Source organism: Pseudomonas sp. TH49 (assembly GCF_016650625.1).
Classification (GTDB): Bacteria; Pseudomonadota; Gammaproteobacteria; order Pseudomonadales; family Pseudomonadaceae; genus Aquipseudomonas; species Aquipseudomonas fluorescens_H.
Window position 1 is genome coordinate 1,440,811 of sequence record NZ_JAEKFL010000001.1, and the last position, 23,106, is coordinate 1,463,916.

The 23,106-nt window shown below is 60.1% G+C and carries 28 protein-coding genes; 17 read left to right on the plus strand and 11 right to left on the minus strand.

Annotated features, from left to right (window positions below; translation table 11 throughout):
• Window positions 1-48: 48 nt before the first annotated feature.
• Entirely contained in the window at window positions 49-1,269 is a 1,221-nt protein-coding gene (locus tag JFU48_RS06485) for a CaiB/BaiF CoA transferase family protein (RefSeq protein WP_003220421.1), read from the minus strand.
• Between the two features lie 13 nt (window positions 1,270-1,282).
• Window positions 1,283-2,464 carry an acyl-CoA dehydrogenase gene (locus tag JFU48_RS06490; RefSeq protein ID WP_003220420.1) on the minus strand — a complete coding sequence of 394 codons (1,182 nt, stop codon included), beginning with the start codon at window positions 2,462-2,464 and terminating at the stop codon, window positions 1,283-1,285.
• Window positions 2,465-2,621: 157 nt separating this feature from the next.
• On the opposite strand from JFU48_RS06490, the gene JFU48_RS06495 reads away from it, so the two are divergent.
• The 11 genes from JFU48_RS06495 (at window position 2,622) to JFU48_RS06545 (ending at window position 12,755) form a co-directional block, all read left to right on the plus strand.
• Window positions 2,622-3,521 (plus strand): LysR family transcriptional regulator, encoded by a 900-nt coding sequence (locus tag JFU48_RS06495; RefSeq protein WP_201136114.1) that lies wholly within the window; start codon window positions 2,622-2,624, stop codon window positions 3,519-3,521.
• A 434-nt stretch (window positions 3,522-3,955) separates the two neighbouring features.
• Entirely contained in the window at window positions 3,956-5,077 is a 1,122-nt protein-coding gene (locus tag JFU48_RS06500) for a Re/Si-specific NAD(P)(+) transhydrogenase subunit alpha (RefSeq protein ID WP_003220418.1), read from the plus strand.
• 15 nt (window positions 5,078-5,092) lie between these two features.
• A complete protein-coding gene (locus JFU48_RS06505; protein ID WP_003220416.1) occupies window positions 5,093-5,413 on the plus strand; it encodes an NAD(P) transhydrogenase subunit alpha in 321 nt (106 codons plus the stop codon).
• Window positions 5,413-6,846: an NAD(P)(+) transhydrogenase (Re/Si-specific) subunit beta gene (locus tag JFU48_RS06510; RefSeq protein ID WP_007962843.1), complete on the plus strand. Its 1,434-nt coding sequence runs from the start codon at window positions 5,413-5,415 to the stop codon at window positions 6,844-6,846. Before JFU48_RS06505 ends, JFU48_RS06510 begins: the two co-directional genes overlap by 1 nt.
• 214 nt (window positions 6,847-7,060) lie before the next feature.
• Entirely contained in the window at window positions 7,061-8,554 is a 1,494-nt protein-coding gene (locus JFU48_RS06515; protein WP_201136115.1) for an acetyl-CoA hydrolase/transferase family protein, read from the plus strand.
• 320 nt (window positions 8,555-8,874) lie between these two features.
• Complete coding sequence (locus JFU48_RS06520) at window positions 8,875-9,090, plus strand: DUF1127 domain-containing protein (RefSeq protein WP_003220409.1); 216 nt, start codon at window positions 8,875-8,877, stop codon at window positions 9,088-9,090.
• 255 nt (window positions 9,091-9,345) lie between these two features.
• Window positions 9,346-9,567: a DUF1127 domain-containing protein gene (locus JFU48_RS06525; RefSeq protein WP_201136116.1), complete on the plus strand. Its 222-nt coding sequence runs from the start codon at window positions 9,346-9,348 to the stop codon at window positions 9,565-9,567.
• Between the two features lie 134 nt (window positions 9,568-9,701).
• Entirely contained in the window at window positions 9,702-10,019 is a 318-nt protein-coding gene (locus JFU48_RS06530; protein WP_003220405.1) for a DUF2388 domain-containing protein, read from the plus strand.
• Between the two features lie 108 nt (window positions 10,020-10,127).
• Window positions 10,128-10,433: a DUF2388 domain-containing protein gene (locus JFU48_RS06535; RefSeq protein WP_003220403.1), complete on the plus strand. Its 306-nt coding sequence runs from the start codon at window positions 10,128-10,130 to the stop codon at window positions 10,431-10,433.
• Window positions 10,434-10,476: 43 nt separating this feature from the next.
• Window positions 10,477-10,797 carry a DUF2388 domain-containing protein gene (locus JFU48_RS06540; RefSeq protein ID WP_003220401.1) on the plus strand — a complete coding sequence of 107 codons (321 nt, stop codon included), beginning with the start codon at window positions 10,477-10,479 and terminating at the stop codon, window positions 10,795-10,797.
• Window positions 10,794-12,755, plus strand: coding sequence for a DUF7844 domain-containing protein (locus JFU48_RS06545; RefSeq protein ID WP_201136117.1), 1,962 nt, complete (start codon window positions 10,794-10,796; stop codon window positions 12,753-12,755). Before JFU48_RS06540 ends, JFU48_RS06545 begins: the two co-directional genes overlap by 4 nt.
• A gap of 50 nt (window positions 12,756-12,805) precedes the next feature.
• On the opposite strand, the gene JFU48_RS06550 is transcribed toward JFU48_RS06545, so the two are convergent.
• From JFU48_RS06550 to trpB, 3 genes are all read right to left on the minus strand, one after another.
• Entirely contained in the window at window positions 12,806-13,231 is a 426-nt protein-coding gene (locus JFU48_RS06550; protein WP_103483939.1) for an anti-virulence regulator CigR family protein, read from the minus strand.
• A 122-nt stretch (window positions 13,232-13,353) separates the two neighbouring features.
• Window positions 13,354-14,166, minus strand: a complete 813-nt coding sequence (gene trpA / locus JFU48_RS06555; RefSeq protein WP_201136118.1) for a tryptophan synthase subunit alpha — start codon at window positions 14,164-14,166, stop codon at window positions 13,354-13,356.
• Window positions 14,166-15,398: a tryptophan synthase subunit beta gene (gene trpB, locus JFU48_RS06560; protein ID WP_003220393.1), complete on the minus strand. Its 1,233-nt coding sequence runs from the start codon at window positions 15,396-15,398 to the stop codon at window positions 14,166-14,168. The genes trpA and trpB overlap by 1 nt, the downstream gene beginning before the upstream one ends.
• 114 nt (window positions 15,399-15,512) lie before the next feature.
• Here trpB and JFU48_RS06565 point away from each other — a divergent pair, with 114 nt between their 5' ends.
• Window positions 15,513-16,430: a LysR family transcriptional regulator gene (locus JFU48_RS06565; protein ID WP_201136119.1), complete on the plus strand. Its 918-nt coding sequence runs from the start codon at window positions 15,513-15,515 to the stop codon at window positions 16,428-16,430.
• On the opposite strand, the gene JFU48_RS06570 is transcribed toward JFU48_RS06565, so the two are convergent.
• A complete protein-coding gene (locus JFU48_RS06570; protein WP_003220391.1) occupies window positions 16,403-16,729 on the minus strand; it encodes a DUF883 family protein in 327 nt (108 codons plus the stop codon). The two genes, JFU48_RS06565 and JFU48_RS06570, sit on opposite strands and share 28 nt — an antisense overlap.
• Before the next feature lie 157 nt (window positions 16,730-16,886).
• On the opposite strand from JFU48_RS06570, the gene JFU48_RS06575 reads away from it, so the two are divergent.
• The gene (locus JFU48_RS06575; RefSeq protein WP_003220389.1) at window positions 16,887-17,102 is read left to right on the plus strand and encodes a dodecin; all 216 of its coding nucleotides are present in this window, start codon (window positions 16,887-16,889) and stop codon (window positions 17,100-17,102) included.
• Window positions 17,103-17,226: 124 nt separating this feature from the next.
• Window positions 17,227-17,451: a DUF1161 domain-containing protein gene (locus JFU48_RS06580; protein ID WP_201136120.1), complete on the plus strand. Its 225-nt coding sequence runs from the start codon at window positions 17,227-17,229 to the stop codon at window positions 17,449-17,451.
• A gap of 171 nt (window positions 17,452-17,622) precedes the next feature.
• On the opposite strand, the gene JFU48_RS06585 is transcribed toward JFU48_RS06580, so the two are convergent.
• Window positions 17,623-18,624, minus strand: coding sequence for an LLM class flavin-dependent oxidoreductase (locus JFU48_RS06585; RefSeq protein WP_103483943.1), 1,002 nt, complete (start codon window positions 18,622-18,624; stop codon window positions 17,623-17,625).
• A gap of 240 nt (window positions 18,625-18,864) precedes the next feature.
• Between JFU48_RS06585 and JFU48_RS06590 the strand changes: the two genes are divergently transcribed.
• Window positions 18,865-19,296, plus strand: a complete 432-nt coding sequence (locus JFU48_RS06590) for an OsmC family protein (RefSeq protein WP_201136121.1) — start codon at window positions 18,865-18,867, stop codon at window positions 19,294-19,296.
• 213 nt (window positions 19,297-19,509) lie between these two features.
• Window positions 19,510-19,749 carry a DUF1161 domain-containing protein gene (locus JFU48_RS06595; protein WP_201136122.1) on the plus strand — a complete coding sequence of 80 codons (240 nt, stop codon included), beginning with the start codon at window positions 19,510-19,512 and terminating at the stop codon, window positions 19,747-19,749.
• Between the two features lie 6 nt (window positions 19,750-19,755).
• Here the strand turns inward: JFU48_RS06595 and JFU48_RS06600 are convergent, their stop codons facing one another.
• Together JFU48_RS06600 and JFU48_RS06605 are read right to left on the minus strand one after the other, a co-directional pair.
• Window positions 19,756-20,175, minus strand: a complete 420-nt coding sequence (locus JFU48_RS06600) for a PA0061/PA0062 family lipoprotein (protein ID WP_003220381.1) — start codon at window positions 20,173-20,175, stop codon at window positions 19,756-19,758.
• Between the two features lie 40 nt (window positions 20,176-20,215).
• Window positions 20,216-20,638 carry a PA0061/PA0062 family lipoprotein gene (locus tag JFU48_RS06605; protein WP_003220379.1) on the minus strand — a complete coding sequence of 141 codons (423 nt, stop codon included), beginning with the start codon at window positions 20,636-20,638 and terminating at the stop codon, window positions 20,216-20,218.
• 58 nt (window positions 20,639-20,696) lie between these two features.
• On the opposite strand from JFU48_RS06605, the gene JFU48_RS06610 reads away from it, so the two are divergent.
• Window positions 20,697-21,773, plus strand: coding sequence for an aminopeptidase (locus tag JFU48_RS06610; RefSeq protein WP_201136123.1), 1,077 nt, complete (start codon window positions 20,697-20,699; stop codon window positions 21,771-21,773).
• A gap of 100 nt (window positions 21,774-21,873) precedes the next feature.
• Here the strand turns inward: JFU48_RS06610 and JFU48_RS06615 are convergent, their stop codons facing one another.
• Together JFU48_RS06615 and JFU48_RS06620 are read right to left on the minus strand one after the other, a co-directional pair.
• Window positions 21,874-22,524, minus strand: coding sequence for an HAD family hydrolase (locus JFU48_RS06615; protein WP_201136124.1), 651 nt, complete (start codon window positions 22,522-22,524; stop codon window positions 21,874-21,876).
• A gap of 28 nt (window positions 22,525-22,552) precedes the next feature.
• Window positions 22,553-23,098: a gamma carbonic anhydrase family protein gene (locus tag JFU48_RS06620; protein WP_103519928.1), complete on the minus strand. Its 546-nt coding sequence runs from the start codon at window positions 23,096-23,098 to the stop codon at window positions 22,553-22,555.
• Window positions 23,099-23,106 lie beyond the last annotated feature (8 nt).

The window sequence follows — 23,106 nt, forward strand, 5'->3', positions numbered from 1 at the left end:
CCTCTATATATAAGAAGGAAAACCACTCCTTCTATATAGAAGGAACGCTCAAAGCACTCCATCCGCCCTGAGCGCATCCACTGTACCTGCGCCCAGACCCAGCACCCGCTGCAAAACTTCCAGCGTATGCTCGCCCAACAACGGAGGCGCGCGACGGTACTCGACAGGCGTCTGCGACAACCGGATCGGACTCGCCACCTGCGGTACCATCCCCGCCAGCGCATGCGGGAGTTCTATTGCCAGCCCACGCGCCTTCACCTGCGGATCCTCAAACACTTGGGACAGATCATTGATCGGCCCACACGGCACACCCGCCTGCTCCAACTGAGCCACCCATTCGGCGGTGGTCTTGAACACTGTCGCCTGACGGATCAGCGGAATCAACACTGCACGGTTAGCCACCCGCAGTTTGTTAGTCGCGAATCGCGGATCGTCCGCCCACTGCGGCTGGCCCGCCACCTCGGCAAACTTGCGAAACTGGCCGTCATTGCCAACGGTAAGAATGAAATCACCGTCGGCCGTCGGGAAGTCCTGATAAGGCACGATGTTCGGGTGTGCATTGCCCAGACGTTTCGGCGCATTGCCGGTAGTCAGGTAGTTCATTGCCTGGTTCGCCAGGCATGCGACCTGTACATCCAGCAAAGCCATATCGATGTGTTGCCCGCCACCGTCGTGATCACGATGCGCCAGCGCCGCCAGTATCGCCACGGTCGAATACAGCCCCGTAAGAATGTCCGTCAGCGCCACTCCCACCTTCACCGGCCCGGCGCCTTCATCACCTTCAGGGCGACCGGTCAGGCTCATCAGCCCGCCCAGCCCCTGAATCATGAAGTCATAACCCGCACGCTTGGCATACGGCCCGGTTTGACCGAAGCCAGTGATCGAGCAATAGATCAGATCCGGATTGATCGCCTTCAGCGACTCATAGTCCAGCCCATAGGCAGCCAGCCCACCGACCTTGAAGTTCTCGATCAGAATGTCCGACTTCGCCGCCAGCTCCCGTACCAGGTTCTGCCCTTCAGGCCGAGTGAAGTCGATCGTCACTGATTGCTTGTTGCGGTTGGCCGACAGGTAATAGGCCGCCTCGCTGGTGTTCTCCCCATAAGCGTCTTTAAGGAAGGGCGGCCCCCAGGCACGCGTGTCATCGCCATTGCCCGGGCGCTCGACCTTGATCACCTCGGCGCCAAGGTCGGCGAGAATCTGCCCGGCCCACGGCCCGGCCAGCACACGCGATAAATCCAGTACCCGCAGATGCGACAGCGCGCCCATGGTCGCTCTCCTGTTAATAGAACGCCTGCAGACCGGTTTGCGCGCGACCGAGGATCAGCGCGTGAACGTCGTGGGTACCCTCATAGGTATTCACCACTTCCAGGTTGACCAGGTGACGGGCCACGCCGAACTCATCGGAGATGCCGTTGCCGCCCAACATGTCACGGGCCATGCGGGCGATATCCAGCGACTTGCCACAGGAGTTGCGCTTCATGATCGAGGTGATCTCGACCGCTGCGGTTCCTTCGTCCTTCATGCGCCCCAGACGCAGACAGCCTTGCAGGGCCAGAGTGATCTCGGTCTGCATGTCGGCCAGCTTCTTCTGGATCAGTTGAGTGGCAGCCAGTGGACGCCCGAACTGCTGACGATCGAGGGTGTACTGACGAGCGGTGTGCCAGCAGAACTCGGCAGCGCCCAAGGCACCCCAGGAAATACCATAGCGTGCGGAATTGAGGCAGGTGAACGGGCCTTTCAGACCGCGCACGTCCGGGAAGATGTTCTCTTCCGGCACAAACACGTTGTCCATGACGATTTCGCCAGTGATCGATGCGCGCAGACCGACCTTGCCGTGAATCGCTGGAGCGCTCAGGCCTTTCCAGCCTTTCTCCAGTACGAAGCCACGGATGTCGCCGGCATCGTCCTTGGCCCAGACCACGAACACATCGGCGATCGGGCTGTTGGTGATCCACATCTTGGCGCCGGTCAGGCTGTAGCCGCCGTCGACCTTGCGCGCACGGGTGATCATTGCGCCCGGGTCGGAACCGTGGTTTGGCTCAGTCAGACCGAAGCAGCCGATCCATTCGCCAGACGCCAGTTTCGGCAGGTATTTCTGTTTCTGTGCTTCTGTACCGAATTCGTTGATCGGCACCATCACCAGCGAGGACTGCACACTCATCATCGAACGGTAGCCGGAGTCGACGCGCTCTACTTCACGGGCGATCAGACCGTAGCTGACGTAGTTCAAGCCGCTACCACCGTACTGCTCAGGAATGGTCGCCCCCAACAGGCCGACTTCGCCCATTTCGCGGAAGATTGCCGGGTCGGTTTTCTCATGGCGGAAAGCTTCAAGCACGCGTGGCGCCAGGCTCTGCTGAGCGAATTGGGCGGCGGTGTCGCGGATCATGCGCTCCTCTTCGGTGAGCTGTTGATCCAGCAGCAGGGGATCGATCCAGTTGAAGCTAGCTTTACCGCCCATGAGTGCGTCCTCGCAAATCGGTGAATTAACGTGGCATTGATCCTAGGCCCGGTTCGCCAGCGCGGCAAACGAGGATTTCGCATCCTGTTGTGCTAATTTCTCACTCCGAAACGTCGCTGAATGCCTTTTATGCGGCGCATTAGTGAGGTTGCAGTACATGCGCAGGAAGATCCCCAGTACCACGGCCCTGATCAGCTTCGAAGCCGCCGCCCGGCACGAAAGCTTTACCAAGGCTGCCGAAGAACTTTCCCTCACCCAGGGCGCCATTTGCCGACAGATCTCCAGCCTTGAGGAGTTCCTCAGTGTGGAACTGTTCCGACGCTCGCGACGCGGAGTGAAGCTGACGGAAGCAGGCCTTTCCTACAGTCGTCGGGTGGCCACGCAACTCGACGCCGTCGAGCGCGACACGCTTTCGGTGATGGGCCAGCAGGGCACAAATGTGATCGAACTGGCGGTGGTGCCCACCTTCGGCACGCAATGGCTGCTGCCACGGCTCAAGGACTTCCAGCTCAAACACCCGGAAGTAACGGTCAACCTGACCAACCGTACCCGCCCGTTCCTGTTTGCCGACACTGATTTCGATGCGGCGATCTACTTTGGCGACGCCGATTGGTCGGGTACCGAATCCCACAGGCTGATGGGCGAAAATCCGATGCCGGTGTGCAGCCCCGCTCTCCTCGGCAGCAAGAAACATCTGACGCCCAACGAGATTGCCGAGCTGCCTCTGCTGCAACAAACCACCCGTCCCTACGCCTGGCGGCAGTGGTTCAACTCCCTGAACCTGAACATCCCACGCGACATGACAGGCCTGCGCTACGAGCTATTCTCCATGCTGGCCCAAGCGGCCATGCACGACATGGGCATCGCGCTGATTCCACCGTTCCTGATTCAGCGCGAACTGGCCGAGAAACGCTTGGTGATCGCCAACCCGAGTGCGCTCTCCAGCATCAAGGCGTATTACCTGATGATTCCGGAGCGAAAGGTCGAATCGGCATCACTCAAGGCTTTTCGCGATTGGCTGGTCAACCAGGCAAACAGCTACAGCCTAGAAGGATAAGGCCTTACAGCGATTACTAACCCGGTAGTCAGGAAAATCAAAGCCCTACAGATATAAGTATTTGTCGCAAAATCGCAGACTGTATCCGAAAGTCGTACAGACGTCCCACAAGCGCCTGCGGACGTGGCTTTGAGCCTCTATTCACGACTCATTACGGCCTATTCACGCCGCCGATGAGAAATTTTTTCAAATTCAGCCAGAATCCTTACAAGGCACGGCCTGCAAGGGATTCAGCTGGCCATCTGCGACATTCGGTCACGGGATGACTTGTAGTTAATTTTCCGTCACCCGTCATAATCCCTTGAAGGGCATAAAGTTCGCCTGCAAAATGCCGCGCCCCGCCCTGATTTGGCGGGATCGTGCTGATCGGCCGCCCCAGTCGCACCATCCGCAGTGCCTGGGTTTACTCAATAAGATCACGCAGGAGATTTGACGTGCACATTGGTGTCCCTCTCGAAACCCAGACCGGTGAAACACGGGTTGCTGCAACCCCGGAAACCATTAAAAAGCTGATCAGCCAAGGTCATAAGGTCACTGTGCAAACCGGCGCCGGCGTCAAAGCCAGCGTTGTCGACAGTGCCTATGAAGCGGCGGGCGCAACCATTGGCAGTGCCAACGATGCGTTCGCTGCCGAGCTGATTCTCAAAGTGGTCGCCCCCAGCGACGCCGAACTGGCGCTGATCAAGCGCGGCACGGTGCTGGTGGGCATGCTCAACCCCTTCAATAACGACACCATCGCCAAAATGGCCGAGTGCGGGATTACTGCGTTCGCCCTGGAGGCGGCGCCGCGTACCTCTCGGGCGCAGAGTCTCGATGTGCTGTCGTCGCAGGCGAACATTGCCGGCTACAAGGCTGTGTTGCTGGCCGCGCACTACTATCCGCGCTTCATGCCGATGCTGATGACCGCTGCGGGCACCGTGAAAGCGGCGCGCGTGCTGATTCTCGGCGCGGGCGTGGCCGGGTTGCAGGCGATTGCCACGGCGAAACGTCTGGGTGCGGTGATCGAAGCGTCTGACGTGCGTCCGGCAGTGAAGGAACAGATCGAATCCCTCGGTGCGAAGTTCGTCGATGTGCCTTACGAGACTGACGAAGAACGTGAATGCGCGGTCGGTGTCGGCGGTTACGCGCGACCAATGCCGGCGAGCTGGATGCAACGTCAGGCCCAGGCTGTGCACGAACGCGCCAAGCAGGCCGACATCGTCATCACCACCGCACTGATCCCGGGCCGCAAGGCACCCGTATTGCTGAGCGCGGAAACCGTGGCGCAGATGAAGCCAGGCTCGGTGGTCATCGACCTCGCAGCAGCTCAGGGCGGCAACTGCCCGCTGACCGTGGCTGATCAGGTCGTGGTGGAGAACGGCGTGACCATCGTCGGCCCGACCAACCTGGCGGGTGAAGTCGCTGCAGACGCCTCGGCGCTGTACGCACGCAATCTGCTGGACTTCCTCAAGCTGGTGTTCACCAAAGAAGGCCAGTTCGACGTCAACCTCGAAGACGACATCGTCGCCGCGTGCCTGATGTGCCGCGACGGCCAAGTCATCCGCAAAAACGCCTAAGCAGGGATTCAGACGATGGAAGAGCTTATCTCCCCCGGTATCTACAACCTGATCATCTTCGTGCTGGCGATTTATGTCGGTTACCACGTGGTCTGGAACGTTACACCTGCGCTGCACACGCCGCTGATGGCAGTGACCAACGCCATTTCGGCGATCGTGATCGTCGGCGCCATGCTGGCCGCCGCGCTCACCGTCACGCCGCTGGGCAAGACCATGGGCACCCTCGCCGTAGCGCTGGCTGCGGTCAATGTGTTCGGTGGCTTCCTGGTCACCCGCCGCATGCTTGAGATGTTCAAGAAGAAAGCCCCGAAAGCAAAAGAAGAGGCGCCGAAGTAATGAGCATGAATCTCGTCACGACGCTCTACCTGATCGCGTCGATCTGTTTCATCCAGGCCCTCAAAGGCCTGTCGCACCCGACCACCTCGCGGCGCGGCAATCTGTTCGGCATGCTCGGCATGGCCCTGGCCATCCTCACCACCATCGGCCTCATCTATAAGCTCGGTGCTGAACTGGCGACTGCCGGCATCGGTTACGTGATCGTCGGCCTGCTGATCGGCGGCACTGCCGGTTCGATCATGGCCAAGCGCGTTGAAATGACCAAGATGCCGGAACTGGTCGCGTTCATGCACAGCATGATCGGTCTGGCGGCGGTGTTCATCGCCATTGCCGCCGTCGTCGAGCCGCAGTCACTGGGTATCGTCAAACAACTGGGCGACTCGATCCCGGCGGGCAACCGTCTGGAGCTGTTCCTCGGCGCGGCGATTGGTGCAATCACCTTCTCCGGTTCGGTGATCGCCTTCGGCAAGCTCTCGGGCAAGTACAAGTTCCGCCTGTTCCAAGGTGCGCCGGTACAGTTTGCCGGTCAGCACAAGCTGAACGCGGTACTCGGTCTGGCGACACTGGTGCTCGGCGTGACCTTCATGCTCACAGGCAACCTCGCAGCGTTCGCACTGATGCTGGCCTTGGCGTTCGTGATGGGCGTGCTGATCATCATCCCGATCGGCGGCGCCGACATGCCGGTGGTGGTGTCGATGCTCAACAGCTATTCGGGCTGGGCGGCAGCGGGCATTGGCTTCTCGCTGAACAACTCGATGCTGATCATTGCCGGTTCGCTGGTGGGGTCGAGCGGCGCGATCCTCTCGTACATCATGTGCAAGGCGATGAACCGTTCTTTCTTTAATGTACTGCTCGGCGGTTTCGGCAACACGGCTGATGCTGGCCCGGCCGGTGCGAAAGAAGCCCGTCCGGTGAAGTCCGGTTCGGCCGACGACGCAACGTTCCTGCTGACCAACGCCGACACCGTGATCATCGTCCCGGGTTACGGCTTGGCGGTGGCCCGCGCGCAGCATGCCCTGAAAGAGCTGACCGAGAAGCTGACCCACCGTGGCGTGACCGTGAAGTACGCGATCCACCCGGTGGCCGGTCGCATGCCGGGGCACATGAACGTGCTGCTCGCCGAGGCCGAAGTGCCTTACGACCAGGTGTTCGAGATGGAAGACATCAACTCCGAGTTCGGCCAGGCCGACGTGGTGCTGGTGCTCGGTGCCAACGACGTGGTCAACCCGGCTGCCAAGAACGATCCGAAATCGCCGATTGCCGGCATGCCGATTCTCGAAGCGTTCAAGGCCAAGACCATCATCGTCAACAAGCGCTCGATGGCCAGCGGCTATGCCGGTCTGGACAACGAACTGTTCTACCTGGACAAGACCATGATGGTCTTCGGCGACGCGAAGAAAGTCATCGAAGACATGGTCAAAGCGGTCGAGTAATCCTCCGTGGCGGCACCCAACGCCCCGACTTGTCGGGGCGTTTTTGTTTGCGCAAAACGTCGGACAATTTGCCACGTTGTTGCAGATCCAGTAACGGTGTTTTACTTCAAACCCGCTAAATAGACGCCTCGTTTGCGACCTTGGTAGCGGGACAGGCGCCCGCGAAATTCACTAGACTGCGCATCCTGCTACTCGCTTCCCGAGAAAATAATCCATGTACCGTGACCGTATTCGCCTGCCTTCGTTGTTGGATAAAGTGATGAGCGCCGCCGACGCCGCCGCGCTGATTGAAGACGGCATGACCGTCGGCATGAGCGGCTTCACCCGCGCTGGCGAAGCCAAAGCCGTCCCTCACGCACTGGCCGAGCGAGCCAAGGTCACGCCGCTGAAGATCAGCCTGATGACCGGCGCCAGCCTGGGCAACGACCTCGACAAGCAACTGACCGAGGCCGGCGTGTTGTCGCGGCGCATGCCGTTCCAGGTCGACAGCACCTTGCGCAAGGCGATCAACGCCGGCGAAGTGATGTTCATCGACCAGCACTTGTCGGAAACCGTCGAGCAACTGCGCAACCAGCAACTGAAGCTGCCGGACATCGCAGTGATCGAAGCCGTGGCCATCACCGAGCAAGGCCACATCGTGCCGACCACCTCGGTGGGCAACTCGGCGAGCTTCGCGATTTTCGCCAAGCAGGTGATTGTCGAGATCAACCTGGCGCACAACGCCAACCTCGAAGGCCTGCATGACATCTATATCCCCACCTATCGCCCGACGCGCACGCCGATCCCGCTGGTGAAAGTCAACGATCGCATCGGCAGCACCGCGATCCCGATCCCGCCGGAGAAAATTGTCGCCATCGTCATCACCCAGCAGGCGGACTCGCCGTCCACGGTGTCGACACCGGATGTCGACACCAACGCCATCGCCGAGCACCTGATCACCTTCTTCAAGCAGGAAGTCGACGCCGGGCGCATGACCAACAAGCTCGGCCCGTTGCAGGCCGGGATCGGCAACATCGCCAACGCGGTGATGTGCGGCCTGATCGACTCGCCGTTCGAAGACCTGACCATGTACTCCGAAGTGCTGCAGGACTCGACCTTCGACCTGATCGACGCCGGCAAGCTGAGCTTTGCGTCGGGCAGCTCGATCACATTGTCGGAGCGGCGCAACAGCGACGTGTTCGGCAACCTGGAGAAGTACAAGGACAAACTGGTGCTGCGGCCGCAGGAGATCTCCAACCACCCGGAAGTCGTACGTCGCCTGGGTATCATCGGCATCAACACCGCGCTGGAGTTCGACATCTACGGCAACGTCAACTCCACCCACGTCTGCGGCACGCGGATGATGAACGGTATCGGCGGTTCGGGGGATTTTGCGCGCAACGCGCACCTGGCGGTGTTCGTGACCAAATCGATCGCCAAGGGCGGCGCGATTTCCAGCGTGGTGCCGATGGTCAGCCACGTTGACCACACGGAGCATGACGTCGACATTCTGGTGACCGAAGTCGGTCTGGCTGACCTGCGTGGCCTGGCCCCACGCGAACGCGCTCGGGTGATCATCGACAACTGTGTGCACCCGGACTATCGCCAGGCGCTGAACGACTACTTCACCGCAGCGTGCGCCATCGGTGGCCACACCCCGCACATTCTGCGTGATGCCTTGAGCTGGCATATAAACCTGGAAGAAACCGGGCACATGCTGGCGGTGTAATTCACACAGTCAAACCGCCGATGCAAACACAGTTTGTTTCGGCGGTTTTTTCATCAGCCTCTTCTGGAAAAAACTGTACTACTGTACCGGTGTTTTCCTACAGCTTTTTCCTACCTCCTCCCCCAAATCGAGCAAAAATGCACCAGTTAAGTGCAGACAGGTACAGTTTGCTCAATTTTGACCCGTACACCCCCTATAAACAGTTAACTGGTCACTCACAATACAGTTGAACTGTATCTAGAGAGACTAGGCAAACGAGAGGATCATGGGCACCAGTCAAACCACTACCTGATCCCGCCACAAGCGGAAGGATGTCAACCATGGAACGTACACTCAGTTCCGAACTGTTCTTCGAAGACAAAGCTGCAAAAACCCAGGCTTCCCTGCCTCTGCGCGTTATCGCCAACCTGATGTTGTGGCAGCGTCGCATCTCCAGCCGCCACCAACTGGCTCGTCTGGATTCGCGTCTGCTGGCTGACGCCGGTATCAGCGAAGCACAACGCTACGAAGAGCTGAGCAAGCCGTTCTGGCGCTAAGTAGCGTCGCTGGCTCTGGTCGTTAGACCCACCGCCAGCAACCCGAATCGAACACACAAGACCCGTCGCGGGAAACCGCGACGGGTCTTGTCGTTTCAGGGTCCGAAAACGCCCGTACAGCTTGGTTTTGGAAGTACAAGTACAGTTTCTAACAATCAACATCTGAACCAGTACAATTTTCCATTGGTGTATCTGCCTGCCAAACTGCATCGGGCGCAGCATGTCCTTAACCCATCTCGGCTTAAGGGAAACGCCATGAAAGACTTACAGGATGTTTCGGGAATTTCGGCTCAACCTCTCCGTAACCCGCACCCGCTGCGGCGCCTGTTTCGAAGCCTGTTTCGAAGCCTGTGGCAAAGGCTGGAGCGCGCCAGGACGCGGCGCTTGCTGGCTCAACTGGATAACCGCGATTTGGCGGATCTGGGCTTAAGCCACGCCGATCGACTGAATGAACTGGAGAAACCCTTCTGGCGCTAGCATTTTGCCCACTGTGCGAACCCGGCGCGCAGGCCTAATATCGCCGCCAGAACGTGGCGAATCTTCTGTAACCCGCGTCTGACTCATCAGACACAAGCCACCTCTCTATACGGTTTACTTTCAGGAGATCCACCATGTCCCGTCTTCGCCTGCTCAGCGCTGCCGCCTTGCTGGCCGTGGCTGCCAATGCCAGCGCATCCAGCTTCATCGTGACCACCGACGCAGTGGTTGGCGCATTGAAGTCCTCTTCCGACGCCACCTCCGATGCCACCTCGTCCCTGCGCGACAACAAGGTTGTAATCGCCGCTCGGGACGACGCTGCCAGCTTCGTCGCCAGCGAAGGCCAGATCCGCGGCGTGAAACTGGAAAGCGCTCTGGACCTTATTCGTCATCAGGCACCGCAATTGAATGCGACTGACGCTCAACTGGCGCAAGCCATCCTGGCGATCTGATCCTGCATTGCTTGAAGGGACACGCAAGACGTGTCCCGATGTTTCGCCGCTGGCTCTGGCCCGGGCGTTTGCGCTAGCCTTGGGGCTCGTTAACAGTTATCGAGCCCCATGCGTTTACTCAAACTGCTTTTCCCTTCTGTCCTGATCAGCGCCTGCTGGGCGACGTCGGTCGATGCCTTTGATGTCTCCACGCAAAACACCGTGGTCAGCCTTTGGGCGACCGGCATGGTGTCTTCCGCGCCGTTCGACCGTAAACTGATCATCGCTGCTCACGATGATGCGGCTGCGTTTGTTGCCAGTGACGGTGAATTGCGAGGCGCGCAGCTCGAATCCGCACTGCATTACCTACGCAAGAGCCGACCAAAACTTCATGCTGGCGACCTTGAACTGGCGCAGGCAATTCTCGTCCAATAGCTATCCTGATCCCTCGTTAACATTGCCCCTCCGGAGTCGTTCCATGCGTAGCCCGCTGATTGCTGCCGCCCTTGGCCTGTTGTTGTTGGCCGATGTGGCCCAGGCGCACACCCTGGTAGCCACCAGTAACATCATCGTTCGCGCCTCCCAGCGCACCGTTGATTTCACCTCAGACACCACCACCTCGATTCGCGACTCGAAAATCATCCGTGAAGCCCACGACGATGCTGCCAGCTTCGTCGCCAGCAATGGCGACATTCGTGGCGCCAACCTCGAAGCGGCCTTCAATACCTTGCGCAGCCGAGTGCCGGAAGCCCGCGACGCCAGCGACCAGGTATTGGCCGAAGCCATTCTCGCCCTGTGAAGTCACTCAGCGCCTGGCTGCTGGCCAGCGCGTTGTTGCTCTTGGGCAACAGCGCCCACGCCAGCCTGCAATTGCGGCTCAAGACCGACGGCCTGAGCCCTGCCGAACAACAGGCCAGCCAGGCGCTGCTCGATGAAGCGATGCAGAAATTGCCGCCGCGCTTCATCGAGCAACTGGACCGGCGCATCGATGTCGGCTGGACCGACGAAATGCCCGACAACGCCTATGGCGAAGCGGCGCTGGTCTCCGAACTCGATCTGAACCGCAAACTGCTCGCCGGCCTCACCGACGGTAGCGCGGCCAAAGAGAAAACCAACCGCCCCCACGGCACGGTGCGCCAGGAACTGCTGGCAACCGTGCTGCACGAACTCACCCACATTTATGACCGCGCCCGCCTGTGGCCCGCCGCCGAACGCACGCTGATCCAGCGCTGCACTCGGCGCAGCAACAGCGCGGGCCTGATCGGCATTCCCGATGAATGTCGCGGCCAGAACGGTCGCCGCTTCACCCTCAGCGATGACCCACGCCTGCTCGACCTCGCCGGCTGGCAGCAATACGTCGGGCGCCGTGGCGAGCGCGAACAGCACAACCGGCAGATCGCCCGCAGCCCGGACCTTTACGAGATCTCCAGCCCCAAGGAGTTCGTCGCGGTCAACATGGAGTATTTCCTCCTCGACCCGAGCTACGCCTGTCGACGTCCGGCGCTCTATCGCTACTACCAGGAACGCTTTGGCTGGACCCCGCCCGCCAAGGACACCTGCAGCAAGACCTTTGCGTTTCTCAACGCCGGTAACGACTTTGCCAAACAGCCGCTGGGCCAGGTCGATCCGGAACGGGTTTACGCCGTCGACTACCTGCTGGCGGAGGCCAACCAGAACTGGGTCAGCCGCTGGGGTCACAGCATGTTGCGCCTGGTGATCTGTGCACCCGGCCGACCACGGGGTCCGGATTGCCGGCTCGATCTGGATCAACATCTGGTGCTGTCCTACCGCGCTTTCGTCGGTGATGTGCAGCTGTCGAGCTGGGATGGACTGGTCGGCAAGTACCCGTCGCGGCTGTTCGTACTGCCACTGGCGCAAGTGATCGACGAGTACACCAAAACCGAAATGCGCAGTCTCGCTTCGGTACCCCTGAACCTGTCGCGTACCGAGATTGAAGAGGTGGTCGAACACGCCGCCGAGATGCATTGGAGCTACGACGGCAACTACTTCTTCCTGTCCAACAACTGCGCCGTGGAAAGCCTGAAACTGCTGCGCAGCGGCAGCAACAACAAGCAACTCGTCGGTCTGGACAGCATCATGCCCAACGGTTTGCTCGAAGTGCTCAAAGGCCGTGGCCTGGCCGACACCAGCGTGCTGGACGATCCGAAAGAGGCCTTGCGGCTGGGCTACCGATTCGACTCGTTCCGTGATCGCTATCAGGCGATGTTCGATGTGTTGAAGAAGCAATTGCCGATCAAGCAGACCAGCGTCGAAGAGTGGCTCTCACTTTCCGCCGAAGAACGTCGTCAGTGGTTCGAGCGTGCAGACCTGCGCACCAGTGCTGCGTTGTTGCTGCTGGAACAGGCGAGCTACCGTCGCCAGTTATTACTGGCCCAGGATGAGGTCAAGCAGCGCTACCTTGGCGCTCGGGAGCTGGAAAACGGTGGCATGGACAAAGCCAACGCGACCTTGCAGGAGATTCTTGCCAACAGCGGCTTCCTCAGCCGTCCGGCGGAGTTGCTCGACTCCCATGGCTACGGCCTGCCGCAGCCAAGCGAATTCGGTCGTCTGGAAGCTGAAAGCAGCCAGCGCCAGAAACAACTGCTGGCGCTGAGCGGCGACCTGGACAAAGAAGTACGGGCACTGCTGGAGCCCAAGCGCGCTGCGGAAATTGCGGCCTGCGAGGCCAACGTGAAGCAGGTTGGCGAGCATTTGCGCAAATTGCACAAGGCATCCGGCGGACTTGAGCTGCCCTGAAAAAAAGATCGCAGCCATAGGGCTGCGATTTTTTTTTTAGGGTCTGTCGATCAGTTCAAAACACCGTCCAGAATTTCGTAGACGATCCCGGTACCTACCGCGATCAGCACAATGTCACCGCCGGCACGGCGCCATTCATACCCCGGGTACACCGGCAAGCGGCTCAAAGCCCGACCGTCCAGCCGTTCCCCATAGTAGCCATGAGGAAGCGGCCGGCCTCGTTCCAGACGAATGCCTGGAGGTGGTGGGGCACCGCGAACGAAGTAGCCGTGATTATCACGAATGGTCTGACGGATCGGGCCGAAGTCGTGCGGTGGACCACCTCGGTGGTCGTTCTGTGGGCCGCGATTATCGTAATGGCCCTGTGGCGGGCCGCCGTGGCCATAATCGTCACGCTGATCGGCGCTGGCGAGCAGCGGTGTCGCGCTGATCATCAGCACGCCCAGACTGGCAATCAGACGTTTCGGCATTTTCATGGGGGTTTTTCCTCACTGCACTAACAGCAAAAAGGGATTCAGAACGTGGTTCTGAATCCCTCGGTCTTGCTCATTAGGTTGCGCAGCGAGACGCTAATTCCTCTGTATCAGGAACTTTACTTTCAGCTGACGCGGGCCTGACGAACGCCTTCGGACAGCGCCTTGCATAGACCCAGCACACCATCGACGGCCTGGGCCGGCGTGGTCGCATTGGCGATATGATCGATCAGTGCCGAACCCACCACCACACCGTCGGCCAAACGAGCGATGGACGCCGCCTGCTCCGGAGTCCGAATACCGAAACCGATGCTGATCGGCAGGTCAGTGTGTCGACGCAGACGAGTCACCGCTTCCTCGACGTGTTCCAGGGTTGCCGCACCGGCACCGGTCACACCGGCCACCGACACGTAGTAAACGAAGCCCGAGCTGCCATTGAGCACCTTCGGCAGACGCGCATCGTCGGTGGTCGGGGTGGTCAGGCGGATGAAGTCCAGGCCCGCAGCTTGCGCCGGATCGCACAGTTCATTGTTGTGCTCCGGCGGCATGTCGACCACGATCAGACCATCGACGCCAGCGTCTTTGGCGTCAGCGATGAAACGTTCAACGCCATACATGTGGATCGGGTTGAAGTAGCCCATCAGCACCAGCGGTGTGTCGCTGTTGCCTTCGCGAAACTCGCGAACCATTTGCAGGGTTTTCGCCAGATTCTGCTTGGCGCCCAACGCACGGATGTTGGCCAGTTGAATCGCCGGGCCGTCGGCCATCGGATCGGTGAACGGCATGCCCAGCTCGATCACGTCGGCGCCAGCGCCCGGCAGACCTTTGAGGATCGCCAGCGAAGTGTCGTAGTCCGGATCACCGGCGGTGACGAAGGTCACCAGCGCGGCGCGATTCTGTTCTTTGAGATCGGCAAAACGGGTTTGCAGGCGGCTCATCAGTGTTTCTCCTGCTTCGACTGTTCCATGTGATGCATGACGGTCTGCATGTCTTTGTCGCCACGGCCGGACAGGTTGACCACCATCAAGTGATCCTTCGGCAGTTTTGGCGCGCGTTTGAATACTTCAGCCAACGCGTGCGCGCTTTCCAGCGCCGGGATGATGCCTTCGAGGCGGCAGCACTGGTGGAACGCGGCGAGGGCTTCGTCGTCGGTCACCGAGGTGTACTGGACGCGGCCGATATCATGCAACCAGGCGTGCTCGGGGCCGATGCCCGGGTAGTCGAGGCCGGCGGAAATCGAGTGGGCGTCGATGATCTGGCCATCGTCGTCTTGCAGCAGGAACGTGCGGTTGCCGTGCAGCACACCCGGTACGCCGCCGTTGAGGCTGGCCGCGTGCTTGCCGGTTTCGATGCCGTAACCGGCCGCTTCGACGCCGATGATTTCGACGCTCTGATCATCGAGGAACGGGTGGAACAGGCCCATGGCGTTGGAACCGCCGCCGATGCACGCCACCAGGCTGTCCGGCAGACGACCTTCCTGAGCTTGCAGCTGCTCGCGGGTTTCCTTGCCGATCACCGCCTGGAAGTCGCGCACCATGGCGGGATACGGATGCGGGCCGGCCACGGTGCCGATCAGGTAGAAGGTGCTGTCGACGTTGGTCACCCAGTCACGCAGCGCTTCGTTCATCGCGTCTTTCAGGGTGCCGGTGCCGGCCACTACCGGGATCACTTCGGCGCCCAGCAGCTTCATGCGGAACACGTTGGCCTGCTGACGCTCGATGTCAGTGGTGCCCATGTAGATCACGCAGTCCAGACCGAAACGTGCGGCCACGGTGGCCGTCGCCACGCCGTGCATGCCAGCGCCGGTCTCGGCGATGATGCGTTTCTTGCCCATGCGCCGCGCCAGCAGGATCTGGCCGATGCAGTTGTTGATCTTGTGCGCGCCGGTGTGGTTCAGCTCTTCGCGCTTGAGGTAGATCTTCGCGCCGCCGCAGAACTCGGTCAGACGCTCGGCGAAGTACAGCGGGCTCGGACGTCCGACGTAGTCACGCTGGAAATAGGCCAGTTCTTCTTTGAACGCCGGATCGTCCTTGGCCGTTTCGTATTCACGGGCCAGATCGAGGATCAACGGCATCAGGGTTTCCGCCACGTAGCGGCCGCCGAACGCGCCGAACAGGCCGTTATCGTCCGGGCCGCTACGCAGGTTGGAGGTGTTCGAAGTCTGGGTCATGATGTGCTCCAGGTGAATTCGGGTTAGAAGACAATGGCGTCCACTCTACCCCTGACCTTCCAGGCTGAAAACCGATAAGATCGCCACAACCTGTCAGGAAAACTCACAGATCACATGAGCCATGACCTTCCCCCGCTGAACGCATTGCGCGCGTTCGAAGCCACCGCCCGACTGAACAGCGTCAGTCAGGCGGCCGAACAGCTGCACGTCACCCACGGCGCGGTTAGCCGTCAGCTCAAGGTGCTCGAAGAGCACCTCGGCGTCAGCTTGTTCGTCAAGGACGGCCGTGGCCTTAAACTCACAGATGCCGGAGTTCGTCTGCGGGACGCCAGCGGTGAGGCCTTTGATCGCTTGCGCAGCGTCTGCGCCGAGCTGACGCAGAGCACCGCTGATGCGCCGTTCGTACTCGGCTGCTCCGGCAGTCTGTTGGCGCGCTGGTTTATTCCACGCCTGGGACGACTCAACGCGGACTTGCCGGACTTGCGTCTGCATCTGTCGGCTGGTGAAGGCGATCTCGACCCGCGGCGCCCCGGACTCGATGCCTTGCTGCTGTTCGCCGAGCCGCCATGGCCGGCCGACATGCAGGTGTACGAGTTGGCGGCGGAACGCATCGGGCCGGTGATGAGCCCGCTGTTCAGCGGTTATCAGCGCCTGCAAACCGCGCCGGCATCAGCCTTGCTCAGCGAACCGCTGCTGCACACCACATCGCGCCCGCAAGCCTGGCCGAGCTGGGCACAGCAAAATCACCTCGACGCCAAGGCGTTGAAGTGGGGGCAAGGTTTTGAGCATTTGTATTATCTGCTGGAAGCCGCAGTGGCCGGACTCGGCGTGGCAATCGCGCCAGAGCCGCTGGTGGCCGAGGACTTGAAGGCCGGTCGCCTGGTTGCGCCGTGGGGCTTTTGCGAAACCCCGGCGCAACTGGCGTTGTGGCTACCCAAGCGCGCCGCAGACGGGCGCGCCCGGCAACTGGCGCAGTGGCTCAAGAATGAGTTGCGCCAGACGGATCACTCGCCGCGCTTGAACAGCAAGTAGGCGGCCAGCAGACCGATTGCACCGACTGCCACACCGGCGGTGGTCCAAGGATGTTCCTGAGCGTAATCGCGGGTGGCGATGCCGGTCTCGCGAGTTTTTACTTTGACTTCTTCATAGGCATCGCTGAGCAGGCTGCGCGAATGTTTCAGCGCGCTTTCAGCGTTGCTCTTGAGCGCCTTGAGGGTCTTGCGCGACTCGTCCGAAGCGTCGTCTTTCAAGCTTTCCAACGATTTGAGCAGACTCTCGATCTCGGCTTCCATGCTTTGCAACGAGGCTTTACGTAAAGAGGTGTTGGCCATGGTGGCTCTCCTGCATTGGTGATGAGTGGCGTGTGTTGGTTGGGACTTCAGCGGTTTGAGAAAGTGCAGAAAATCTGAACTTCACTTGCATCGGGCCGCCGAAATCATCAGTGCAGATTCACTGCTAGTCTCAAATCCACACATCCAGGAGATCGCCATGAGTGACCATCACACGTACAAGAAAGTCGAGCTGGTCGGCTCGTCCACCAGCAGCATCGAAGACGCCATCAACAACGCGCTGGCCGAAGCCAACAAGAGCATCAAGCATCTGGAATGGTTTGAAGTGGTCGATACCCGTGGCCACATCAAGGACGGCAAGGCGGCGCATTTCCAGGTAACACTCAAAGTCGGCTTCCGCATTGCCAGCAGCTGAGTTTGGGCTACGCTTCTGAACTTGCGCGCTGGCCGAGTGCCATAGGAATGGCAAAGCGCTACAAGGTGAGCGCATCGGCACCGCCGGTGCCCGCCTCTTTTAATCCGACCAGGGAGTGCGACCGATGAAGAAGTTCATATTGGCAGTAGGTTTGTTGAGCCTTGCGGGTGGCGCGTTTGCTGCTGGCAAGCCTTGTGAAGAGTTGAAAAGCGAGATTGCGGCGAAGATTGATACCAAAGGTGCCTCCAGTTATTCGCTGGAGATTGTCGACAAGGGTGCTGCCGCTGGCGGCAAAGTCGTTGGCAGTTGCGAAGGCGGCACCAAGGAAATCGTCTACAAACGCGGTTGATCGCACTTGAAATGCAAAAGCCGACGCGAAGGCGTCGGCTTTTTTGTGGGCAACACATTCCCAATGTGGGAGCGGGCTTGCTCGCGAAAGCGTTATGTCAGCCGACATCCAAGGTGTCTGACACTCCGTCTTCGCGAGCAAGCCCGCTCCCACAAGGGCGGTATTCCAGAGTCAACCCTTCATGACTTGAGCCAGCAGTTCGTAGGAATGCAGGCGATCGGCATGCTCATACAGATCGCAGGTGAAAATCAGCTCATCAGCCTGCGTCTGCTCGACCAGTACCTCCAGCTTCGCGCGGATTTTCTGCGGGCTGCCGACCATCGCCAGGCCAAGGAAATCGCCCACTGCTTCACGCTCATGGGGCAGCCACAGGCCATCCATGCTCTTCACCGGCGGGCGCTGCACCAGACTTTGCCCACGCATCAACGCGAGAATGCGCTGGTACACCGAGGTCGCCAGGTAGTCGGCCTGCTCATCGGTATCCGCCGCCACCAGCGGCACACCGAGCATCACATAAGGCTTGTCGAGTACCGCCGACGGCTTGAAGTGGTTGCGATAGACGCGAATCGCCTCGTGCATGAAACGCGGGGCGAAGTGCGAGGCGAAGGCGTAGGGCAAACCGCGCTCACCGGCCAGTTGCGCGCTGAACAGGCTGGAACCGAGCAACCAGATCGGCACGTTGGTGCCGGTGCCGGGCATGGCGATCACCCGTTGATCCGGGGTGCGCGGGCCGAGGAAGCGCGCCAGCTCGGCGACGTCTTCCGGGAAATCATCGGCGCTGCCGGAGCGCTCACGACGCAGGGCGCGGGCAGTCATCTGGTCGGAGCCCGGCGCGCGGCCCAGACCCAGATCGATGCGTCCCGGATACAGGCTTTCGAGGGTGCCGAACTGCTCGGCGATCACCAGCGGCGCGTGGTTGGGCAGCATCACCCCGCCGGAGCCGACACGAATTGTCGAGGTGCCGCCGGCCAGATACCCCAGCAGCACCGAGGTGGCGGAGCTGGCGATACCGTCCATGTTGTGGTGTTCGGCGACCCAGAAGCGCGTATAGCCGAATTTCTCGACATGCTGCGCCAGATCCAGCGAATTGCGCAGCGATTGCGCCGGGCTGCCGTTCTCGCGCACGGGCACCAGATCGAGGGTGGAAAACTTTACATCGGACAGTTGCTTCATAAACCTGCGTCTCCGAGTGGTCTGCAGGTTTTTTCTTGCGAACGAAAACCTGCCGAATTCATAAGCGTGTTCTGTGCAATGAGGGCATATACCCGAGTTTCAATAGCTGAGGGAAAAATCCTACTAAAAAAGTCAACGATTCACTCGGGCTGAACTTTGTCCCGGCGTCTATCCTCAGAAGCCTTGCAAGCAAAAACCACGACGGCGCGGCGTTCCGCGCCAGATCTTGAGGAGGCAGACATGGCTATCGTGAAGAAAGCATCCGCACATTGGGCAGGCGATCTGAAAACCGGCATCGGCTCGATCTCTACCGAGACTGGCGTCCTCAGAGAAGCGCCGTACGGCTTCAAGGCCCGCTTCGAAGGCGGCAAGGGCACCAACCCGGAAGAACTGATCGGCGCGGCGCATGCCGGCTGTTTTTCCATGGCGTTCTCGATGATTCTCGGTGATGCGGGCCTGAAGGCCGAGAGCATCGACACCCAGGCTGAAGTCACCTTGGATCAGGTCGAAGGTGGCTTTGCCATCACCGCGATCAAACTGATCCTCAAGGCGAAAATCCCGGGCGCTACTCAGGCGCAGTTTGAAGAGCTGAGCAACAAGGCCAAGGAAGGATGCCCGGTGTCCAAGGTGTTGAATGCGAAGATTACCCTTGAGCCTTCTCTGGTCAGCTGAGTCAGCGCTGACTGACCTATTCGCGAGCAAGCCCGCTCCCACCTTTGAAATGCATTCCAATGTGGGAGCGGGCTTGCTCGCGAAGGCGATCTGAATAGCAACACAGTCTCTGAAGATGTGAGCGAAGTCAGAACGCGCGCTGCAAAAATATGGTCGAATAAGTGACAGCAGGTTCAGCGCACGCCCGTGCGCGCTGCCCCAGGGAGCTTCAAAATGAAACGTATTGGCTTGGCGATCCTCTGCAGTGCACTGGCCACCTCGGTTCTCGCCGCACCCAAAGACTGCGAAGAACTCAAGAAAGAAATCGAAATCAAGATCCAGGCGAATGCCGTGCCCTCCTACACACTGGAAATTGTGAGCAAGGAAGAGGCCGACAAACATGACGCGGCGATGGTCGTTGGCAAATGCGATTACGGCAGAAAAGCAATCATCTATCAGAAAAACAGCAACTGACTCATCTCAGCTGAGGCAGTCCATGTCGTGATCCTCGGCAACGATCTCACGCTTGGCGTTGTACAACCGTGCGCTTGGTGTGAAGCCGAGTGAACGGCCCTCCAGCATGTAACGCTGCCCGGCCTCGAAATGGTCGTAGCGGATGTACAGATAGCACAGTCGCTCGACAGGGCCGGTCATCAGACTGCCGCCGCCGCCAAACACTTCGAAGTCGTAACGCACCCGCAGCTCATGGCTGCCGGGGGTGACCTGGAAGAAACGCCCGTCGCTCAGGCGTTGATTGTCCAGGCGCTCGGCCATGAGCAATTTGCCGCCCGGGGTCGGCGTCGAGAAATCGACCCAGGCCATTTGTGGATCGACCGGTGGTAATGGGGTCTGGCAGCCGGCGATGACGCCAAACGCGAGCAACAGCATCAACTTGCGCATGATGGATGTCTCAGGATTCAGACCTTAAGCATAGCCCCGATCAAGTGCGCTGACAGCCTGCCGGTGTGCCCTGGCCGACCACATTGTGTTGCTCGTCATAGAGCTTGGCCCATGGCCGGAAACCGATGCTGCCAGCTTGCAGCTGATAACGCTGACCGGCGTTGAAGTCCTTGAATTTCACATTCAACTGGCAGTCGCGCCACAGCGGTTCGGCATCGGGGCCGATGTTGGTGGCTTCGACCGGGAATTGATAGCGCACCTGCAATTGGTGGCTGCCGGGCTCAACTTCAAAATAACGTTTGTCGACGGTCACCTTGTCATCGACTTTCAGCGCCTGCAGCGCGGTGTCCTGTTGCCGGGCATCGAGATCGATCCAGGCTTGCGAGGGGTCAGGATCGGGCATTCCGAATCCGGCACAACCGGCCAGCGTCAGCAGGCCTCCTGTCAGCATCAACATGCGCATAGCGAAGCTCCAAATGGCGGGATAGTCTTGCGGGCAGACTTTCCAAAGGATTTTTATTTTGAGCAGGCCGCTTCCAAGCCATGGGTTACTTGATCGCGTTTTTCGGATTTTGTTTCCGGGTGTGATGCTTTTGTTGCTCAACGGTTGCTCCAGCGTCGGCTATTACAGCCAATTGGCTGGCGGCCAGTTGCAGTTGCTGCGGGCGCGTGAGCCGGTGGCGAAGGTGATTGCCGACCCGAGCCGCGACGCAACATTGCGCGCGCACCTGGTCCAGTCGCAAAAGGCCCGAGTCTTCGCCAGTGAGCACTTGCACCTGCCGGACAACCAGAGCTATCGGCTGTACGCCGACATCGGCCGGCCCTATGTGGTGTGGAACGTGTTCGCCACTCCGGAGTTTTCCCTGACGCCCCAGAGCCATTGCTTCCCGATTGCCGGGTGCGTGGCCTACCGCGGCTATTACAGTCAGAGCGCGGCCCGTGGCGAGGCGGCGCTCCAGCGCCTGCAGGGCATGGACGTGTCGATTGGCGGCGTCGAGGCCTACTCGACGCTCGGCTGGTTCAATGACCCGATTCTCAATTCGATGATGGGCTGGGGCGACGAACGCGTGGCCACGCTGATCTTTCACGAACTGGCGCATCAGCGCTTCTACGTGAAAGACGACACCGAGTTCAACGAGTCTTACGCCACCTTCGTCGAACAGGAAGGCACCCGCCAGTGGCGCGCGTTTCGCGGCTTGCCGCCGGAGAACAGCTCGTTGATCACCCAGCGCGACCAGTTCACCGTACTGGTGCTCGAGACCCGTTCACGTCTGGAGAAGCTCTATACGCAGCCGCTGCCAGCCGAACAGATGCGCGCACGCAAAGCGGCGGAGTTCGAGCGGTTTCGCCAGAATTACCGGGTGATGCGCGACAGCCAGTGGGGCGGCGACAAGCGTTATGACACTTGGGTCAATGCGCCATTGAATAATGCGCGGTTGTTGCCGTTCGGGCTGTATGACCAGTGGGTGCCGGCGTTTGCGGCGTTGTTCAGGCAGGTCGGGGGGGATTGGCCGCGGTTTTATGCTGAGGTCGAGAGGCTGGGTGAGCTGCCGGTGGCTGAGCGTAAGGCGGCACTTAGAGCGCTGGCCGAATCCTGATTGCGCATTGGCTGAACCGGCCCCTTCGCGAGCAAGCCCGCTCCCACAGTTGAAATGCATTCACTCTGTGGGAGCGGGCTTGCTCGCGAAGACTGACTGATCAGCGCCGCAAAAACGCCTGGTGCAACTCCGCCAGCGTTTCAAAGTGATAAGCCGGCGCCTCGGCACTCAACTCTTCAAAGCTGCCAAACCCATACCCCACCGCCGCCGCATCCACGCCATTGCTGCGCGCACCGATCAGGTCATGCTTGCGGTCACCGATCATCAGCGTATTGACCGGATCCAGCCCTTCTTCGGCGATCAGGTGCGCAATCAGCTCGACCTTGTTGGTCCGCGTGCCATCCAGCTCACTGCCGTAGATCACCTTGAAGTGTTTAGCGAAGTCGAAGTGCCGGGCGATTTCCCGGGCGAACTCCCAAGGTTTGGAGGTCGCGATATACAGCTGTCGCCCTTGCCCGCTCAGGGTTTTCAGCAGCGGCGTGACGCCATCGAACACACGGTTTTCGTACAGGCCGGTGACCTTGAAGCGCTCGCGGTAGAAATTCACCGCTTGCCAGGCCTTGGCCTCGTCGAAGCCATAGAACTGCATGAACGCCTGCAACAGCGGCGGGCCGATGAAGTGTTCGAGTTTGGTCAGGTCCGGCTCGTCGATGCCGAGTTTGCTTAAGGCAAACTGGATGGAACGGGTGATGCCTTCACGCGGGTCGGTCAGGGTGCCATCGAGGTCGAACAGTACGGTCTGGTAATGCATGAGAAATCCTGAGCAGGTGTAAGTCGTTTCAGAGCTGGTCGTAGCCTTCGGCCAGATGCAGGTCCTTGAGCTTCACGTAGTTCGCCGCGCTGTAGGTGAAGAAGGCTTGTTCCTTGTCGGTCAGCGGGCGGATCTGCTTCACCGGGCTGCCCACGTAGAGGAAGCCACTTTGCAGGCGCTTGCCCGGCGGCACCAGGCTGCCGGCGCCGATGATCACATCATCCTCGACCACCGCGCCGTCCATGACGATGCTGCCCATGCCGATCAATACGCGGCTGCCGACGCTGCAGCCATGCAGCATGACCTTGTGGGCGATGGTCACGTCATCGCCGATCAGCAACGGGAAACCATCCGGGTTGAACGGGCCGGCGTGGGTGATGTGCAGCACGCAACCGTCCTGCACACTGGTGCGCGCACCGATGCGGATGCGGTGCATGTCGCCACGGATCACGGTCAGCGGCCACACGGAGCTGTCTTCGCCGATTTCGACGTCGCCGATCACCACCGCCGAGGCGTCGACAAACGCGCCTTTGCCGAGTTGCGGGGTGTGATTCTGGTACTTGCGAACGGGCACGATAAGTT

Excerpts from the sequence above, each read along its gene's own strand:
- JFU48_RS06505 (WP_003220416.1), top strand. The coding sequence starts at position 5,093 with ATGGAAGAGCTTATCTCCCCCGGTATCTACAACCTGATCATCTTCGTG.
- trpA (WP_201136118.1), bottom strand. The coding sequence starts at position 14,166 with ATGAGCCGCCTGCAAACCCGTTTTGCCGATCTCAAAGAACAGAATCGC.
- JFU48_RS06595 (WP_201136122.1), top strand. The coding sequence starts at position 19,510 with ATGAAACGTATTGGCTTGGCGATCCTCTGCAGTGCACTGGCCACCTCG.
- JFU48_RS06565 (WP_201136119.1), top strand. The coding sequence starts at position 15,513 with ATGAGCCATGACCTTCCCCCGCTGAACGCATTGCGCGCGTTCGAAGCC.
- JFU48_RS06490 (WP_003220420.1), bottom strand. The coding sequence starts at position 2,464 with ATGGGCGGTAAAGCTAGCTTCAACTGGATCGATCCCCTGCTGCTGGAT.
- JFU48_RS06535 (WP_003220403.1), top strand. The coding sequence starts at position 10,128 with ATGCGTTTACTCAAACTGCTTTTCCCTTCTGTCCTGATCAGCGCCTGC.
- JFU48_RS06575 (WP_003220389.1), top strand. The coding sequence starts at position 16,887 with ATGAGTGACCATCACACGTACAAGAAAGTCGAGCTGGTCGGCTCGTCC.
- JFU48_RS06510 (WP_007962843.1), top strand. The coding sequence starts at position 5,413 with ATGAGCATGAATCTCGTCACGACGCTCTACCTGATCGCGTCGATCTGT.
- trpB (WP_003220393.1), bottom strand. The coding sequence starts at position 15,398 with ATGACCCAGACTTCGAACACCTCCAACCTGCGTAGCGGCCCGGACGAT.
- JFU48_RS06540 (WP_003220401.1), top strand. The coding sequence starts at position 10,477 with ATGCGTAGCCCGCTGATTGCTGCCGCCCTTGGCCTGTTGTTGTTGGCC.
- JFU48_RS06570 (WP_003220391.1), bottom strand. The coding sequence starts at position 16,729 with ATGGCCAACACCTCTTTACGTAAAGCCTCGTTGCAAAGCATGGAAGCC.
- JFU48_RS06485 (WP_003220421.1), bottom strand. The coding sequence starts at position 1,269 with ATGGGCGCGCTGTCGCATCTGCGGGTACTGGATTTATCGCGTGTGCTG.
- JFU48_RS06495 (WP_201136114.1), top strand. The coding sequence starts at position 2,622 with ATGCGCAGGAAGATCCCCAGTACCACGGCCCTGATCAGCTTCGAAGCC.
- JFU48_RS06530 (WP_003220405.1), top strand. The coding sequence starts at position 9,702 with ATGTCCCGTCTTCGCCTGCTCAGCGCTGCCGCCTTGCTGGCCGTGGCT.
- JFU48_RS06520 (WP_003220409.1), top strand. The coding sequence starts at position 8,875 with ATGGAACGTACACTCAGTTCCGAACTGTTCTTCGAAGACAAAGCTGCA.
- JFU48_RS06615 (WP_201136124.1), bottom strand. The coding sequence starts at position 22,524 with ATGCATTACCAGACCGTACTGTTCGACCTCGATGGCACCCTGACCGAC.
- JFU48_RS06580 (WP_201136120.1), top strand. The coding sequence starts at position 17,227 with ATGAAGAAGTTCATATTGGCAGTAGGTTTGTTGAGCCTTGCGGGTGGC.
- JFU48_RS06515 (WP_201136115.1), top strand. The coding sequence starts at position 7,061 with ATGTACCGTGACCGTATTCGCCTGCCTTCGTTGTTGGATAAAGTGATG.
- JFU48_RS06590 (WP_201136121.1), top strand. The coding sequence starts at position 18,865 with ATGGCTATCGTGAAGAAAGCATCCGCACATTGGGCAGGCGATCTGAAA.
- JFU48_RS06525 (WP_201136116.1), top strand. The coding sequence starts at position 9,346 with ATGAAAGACTTACAGGATGTTTCGGGAATTTCGGCTCAACCTCTCCGT.
- JFU48_RS06585 (WP_103483943.1), bottom strand. The coding sequence starts at position 18,624 with ATGAAGCAACTGTCCGATGTAAAGTTTTCCACCCTCGATCTGGTGCCC.
- JFU48_RS06600 (WP_003220381.1), bottom strand. The coding sequence starts at position 20,175 with ATGCGCAAGTTGATGCTGTTGCTCGCGTTTGGCGTCATCGCCGGCTGC.
- JFU48_RS06605 (WP_003220379.1), bottom strand. The coding sequence starts at position 20,638 with ATGCGCATGTTGATGCTGACAGGAGGCCTGCTGACGCTGGCCGGTTGT.
- JFU48_RS06550 (WP_103483939.1), bottom strand. The coding sequence starts at position 13,231 with ATGAAAATGCCGAAACGTCTGATTGCCAGTCTGGGCGTGCTGATGATC.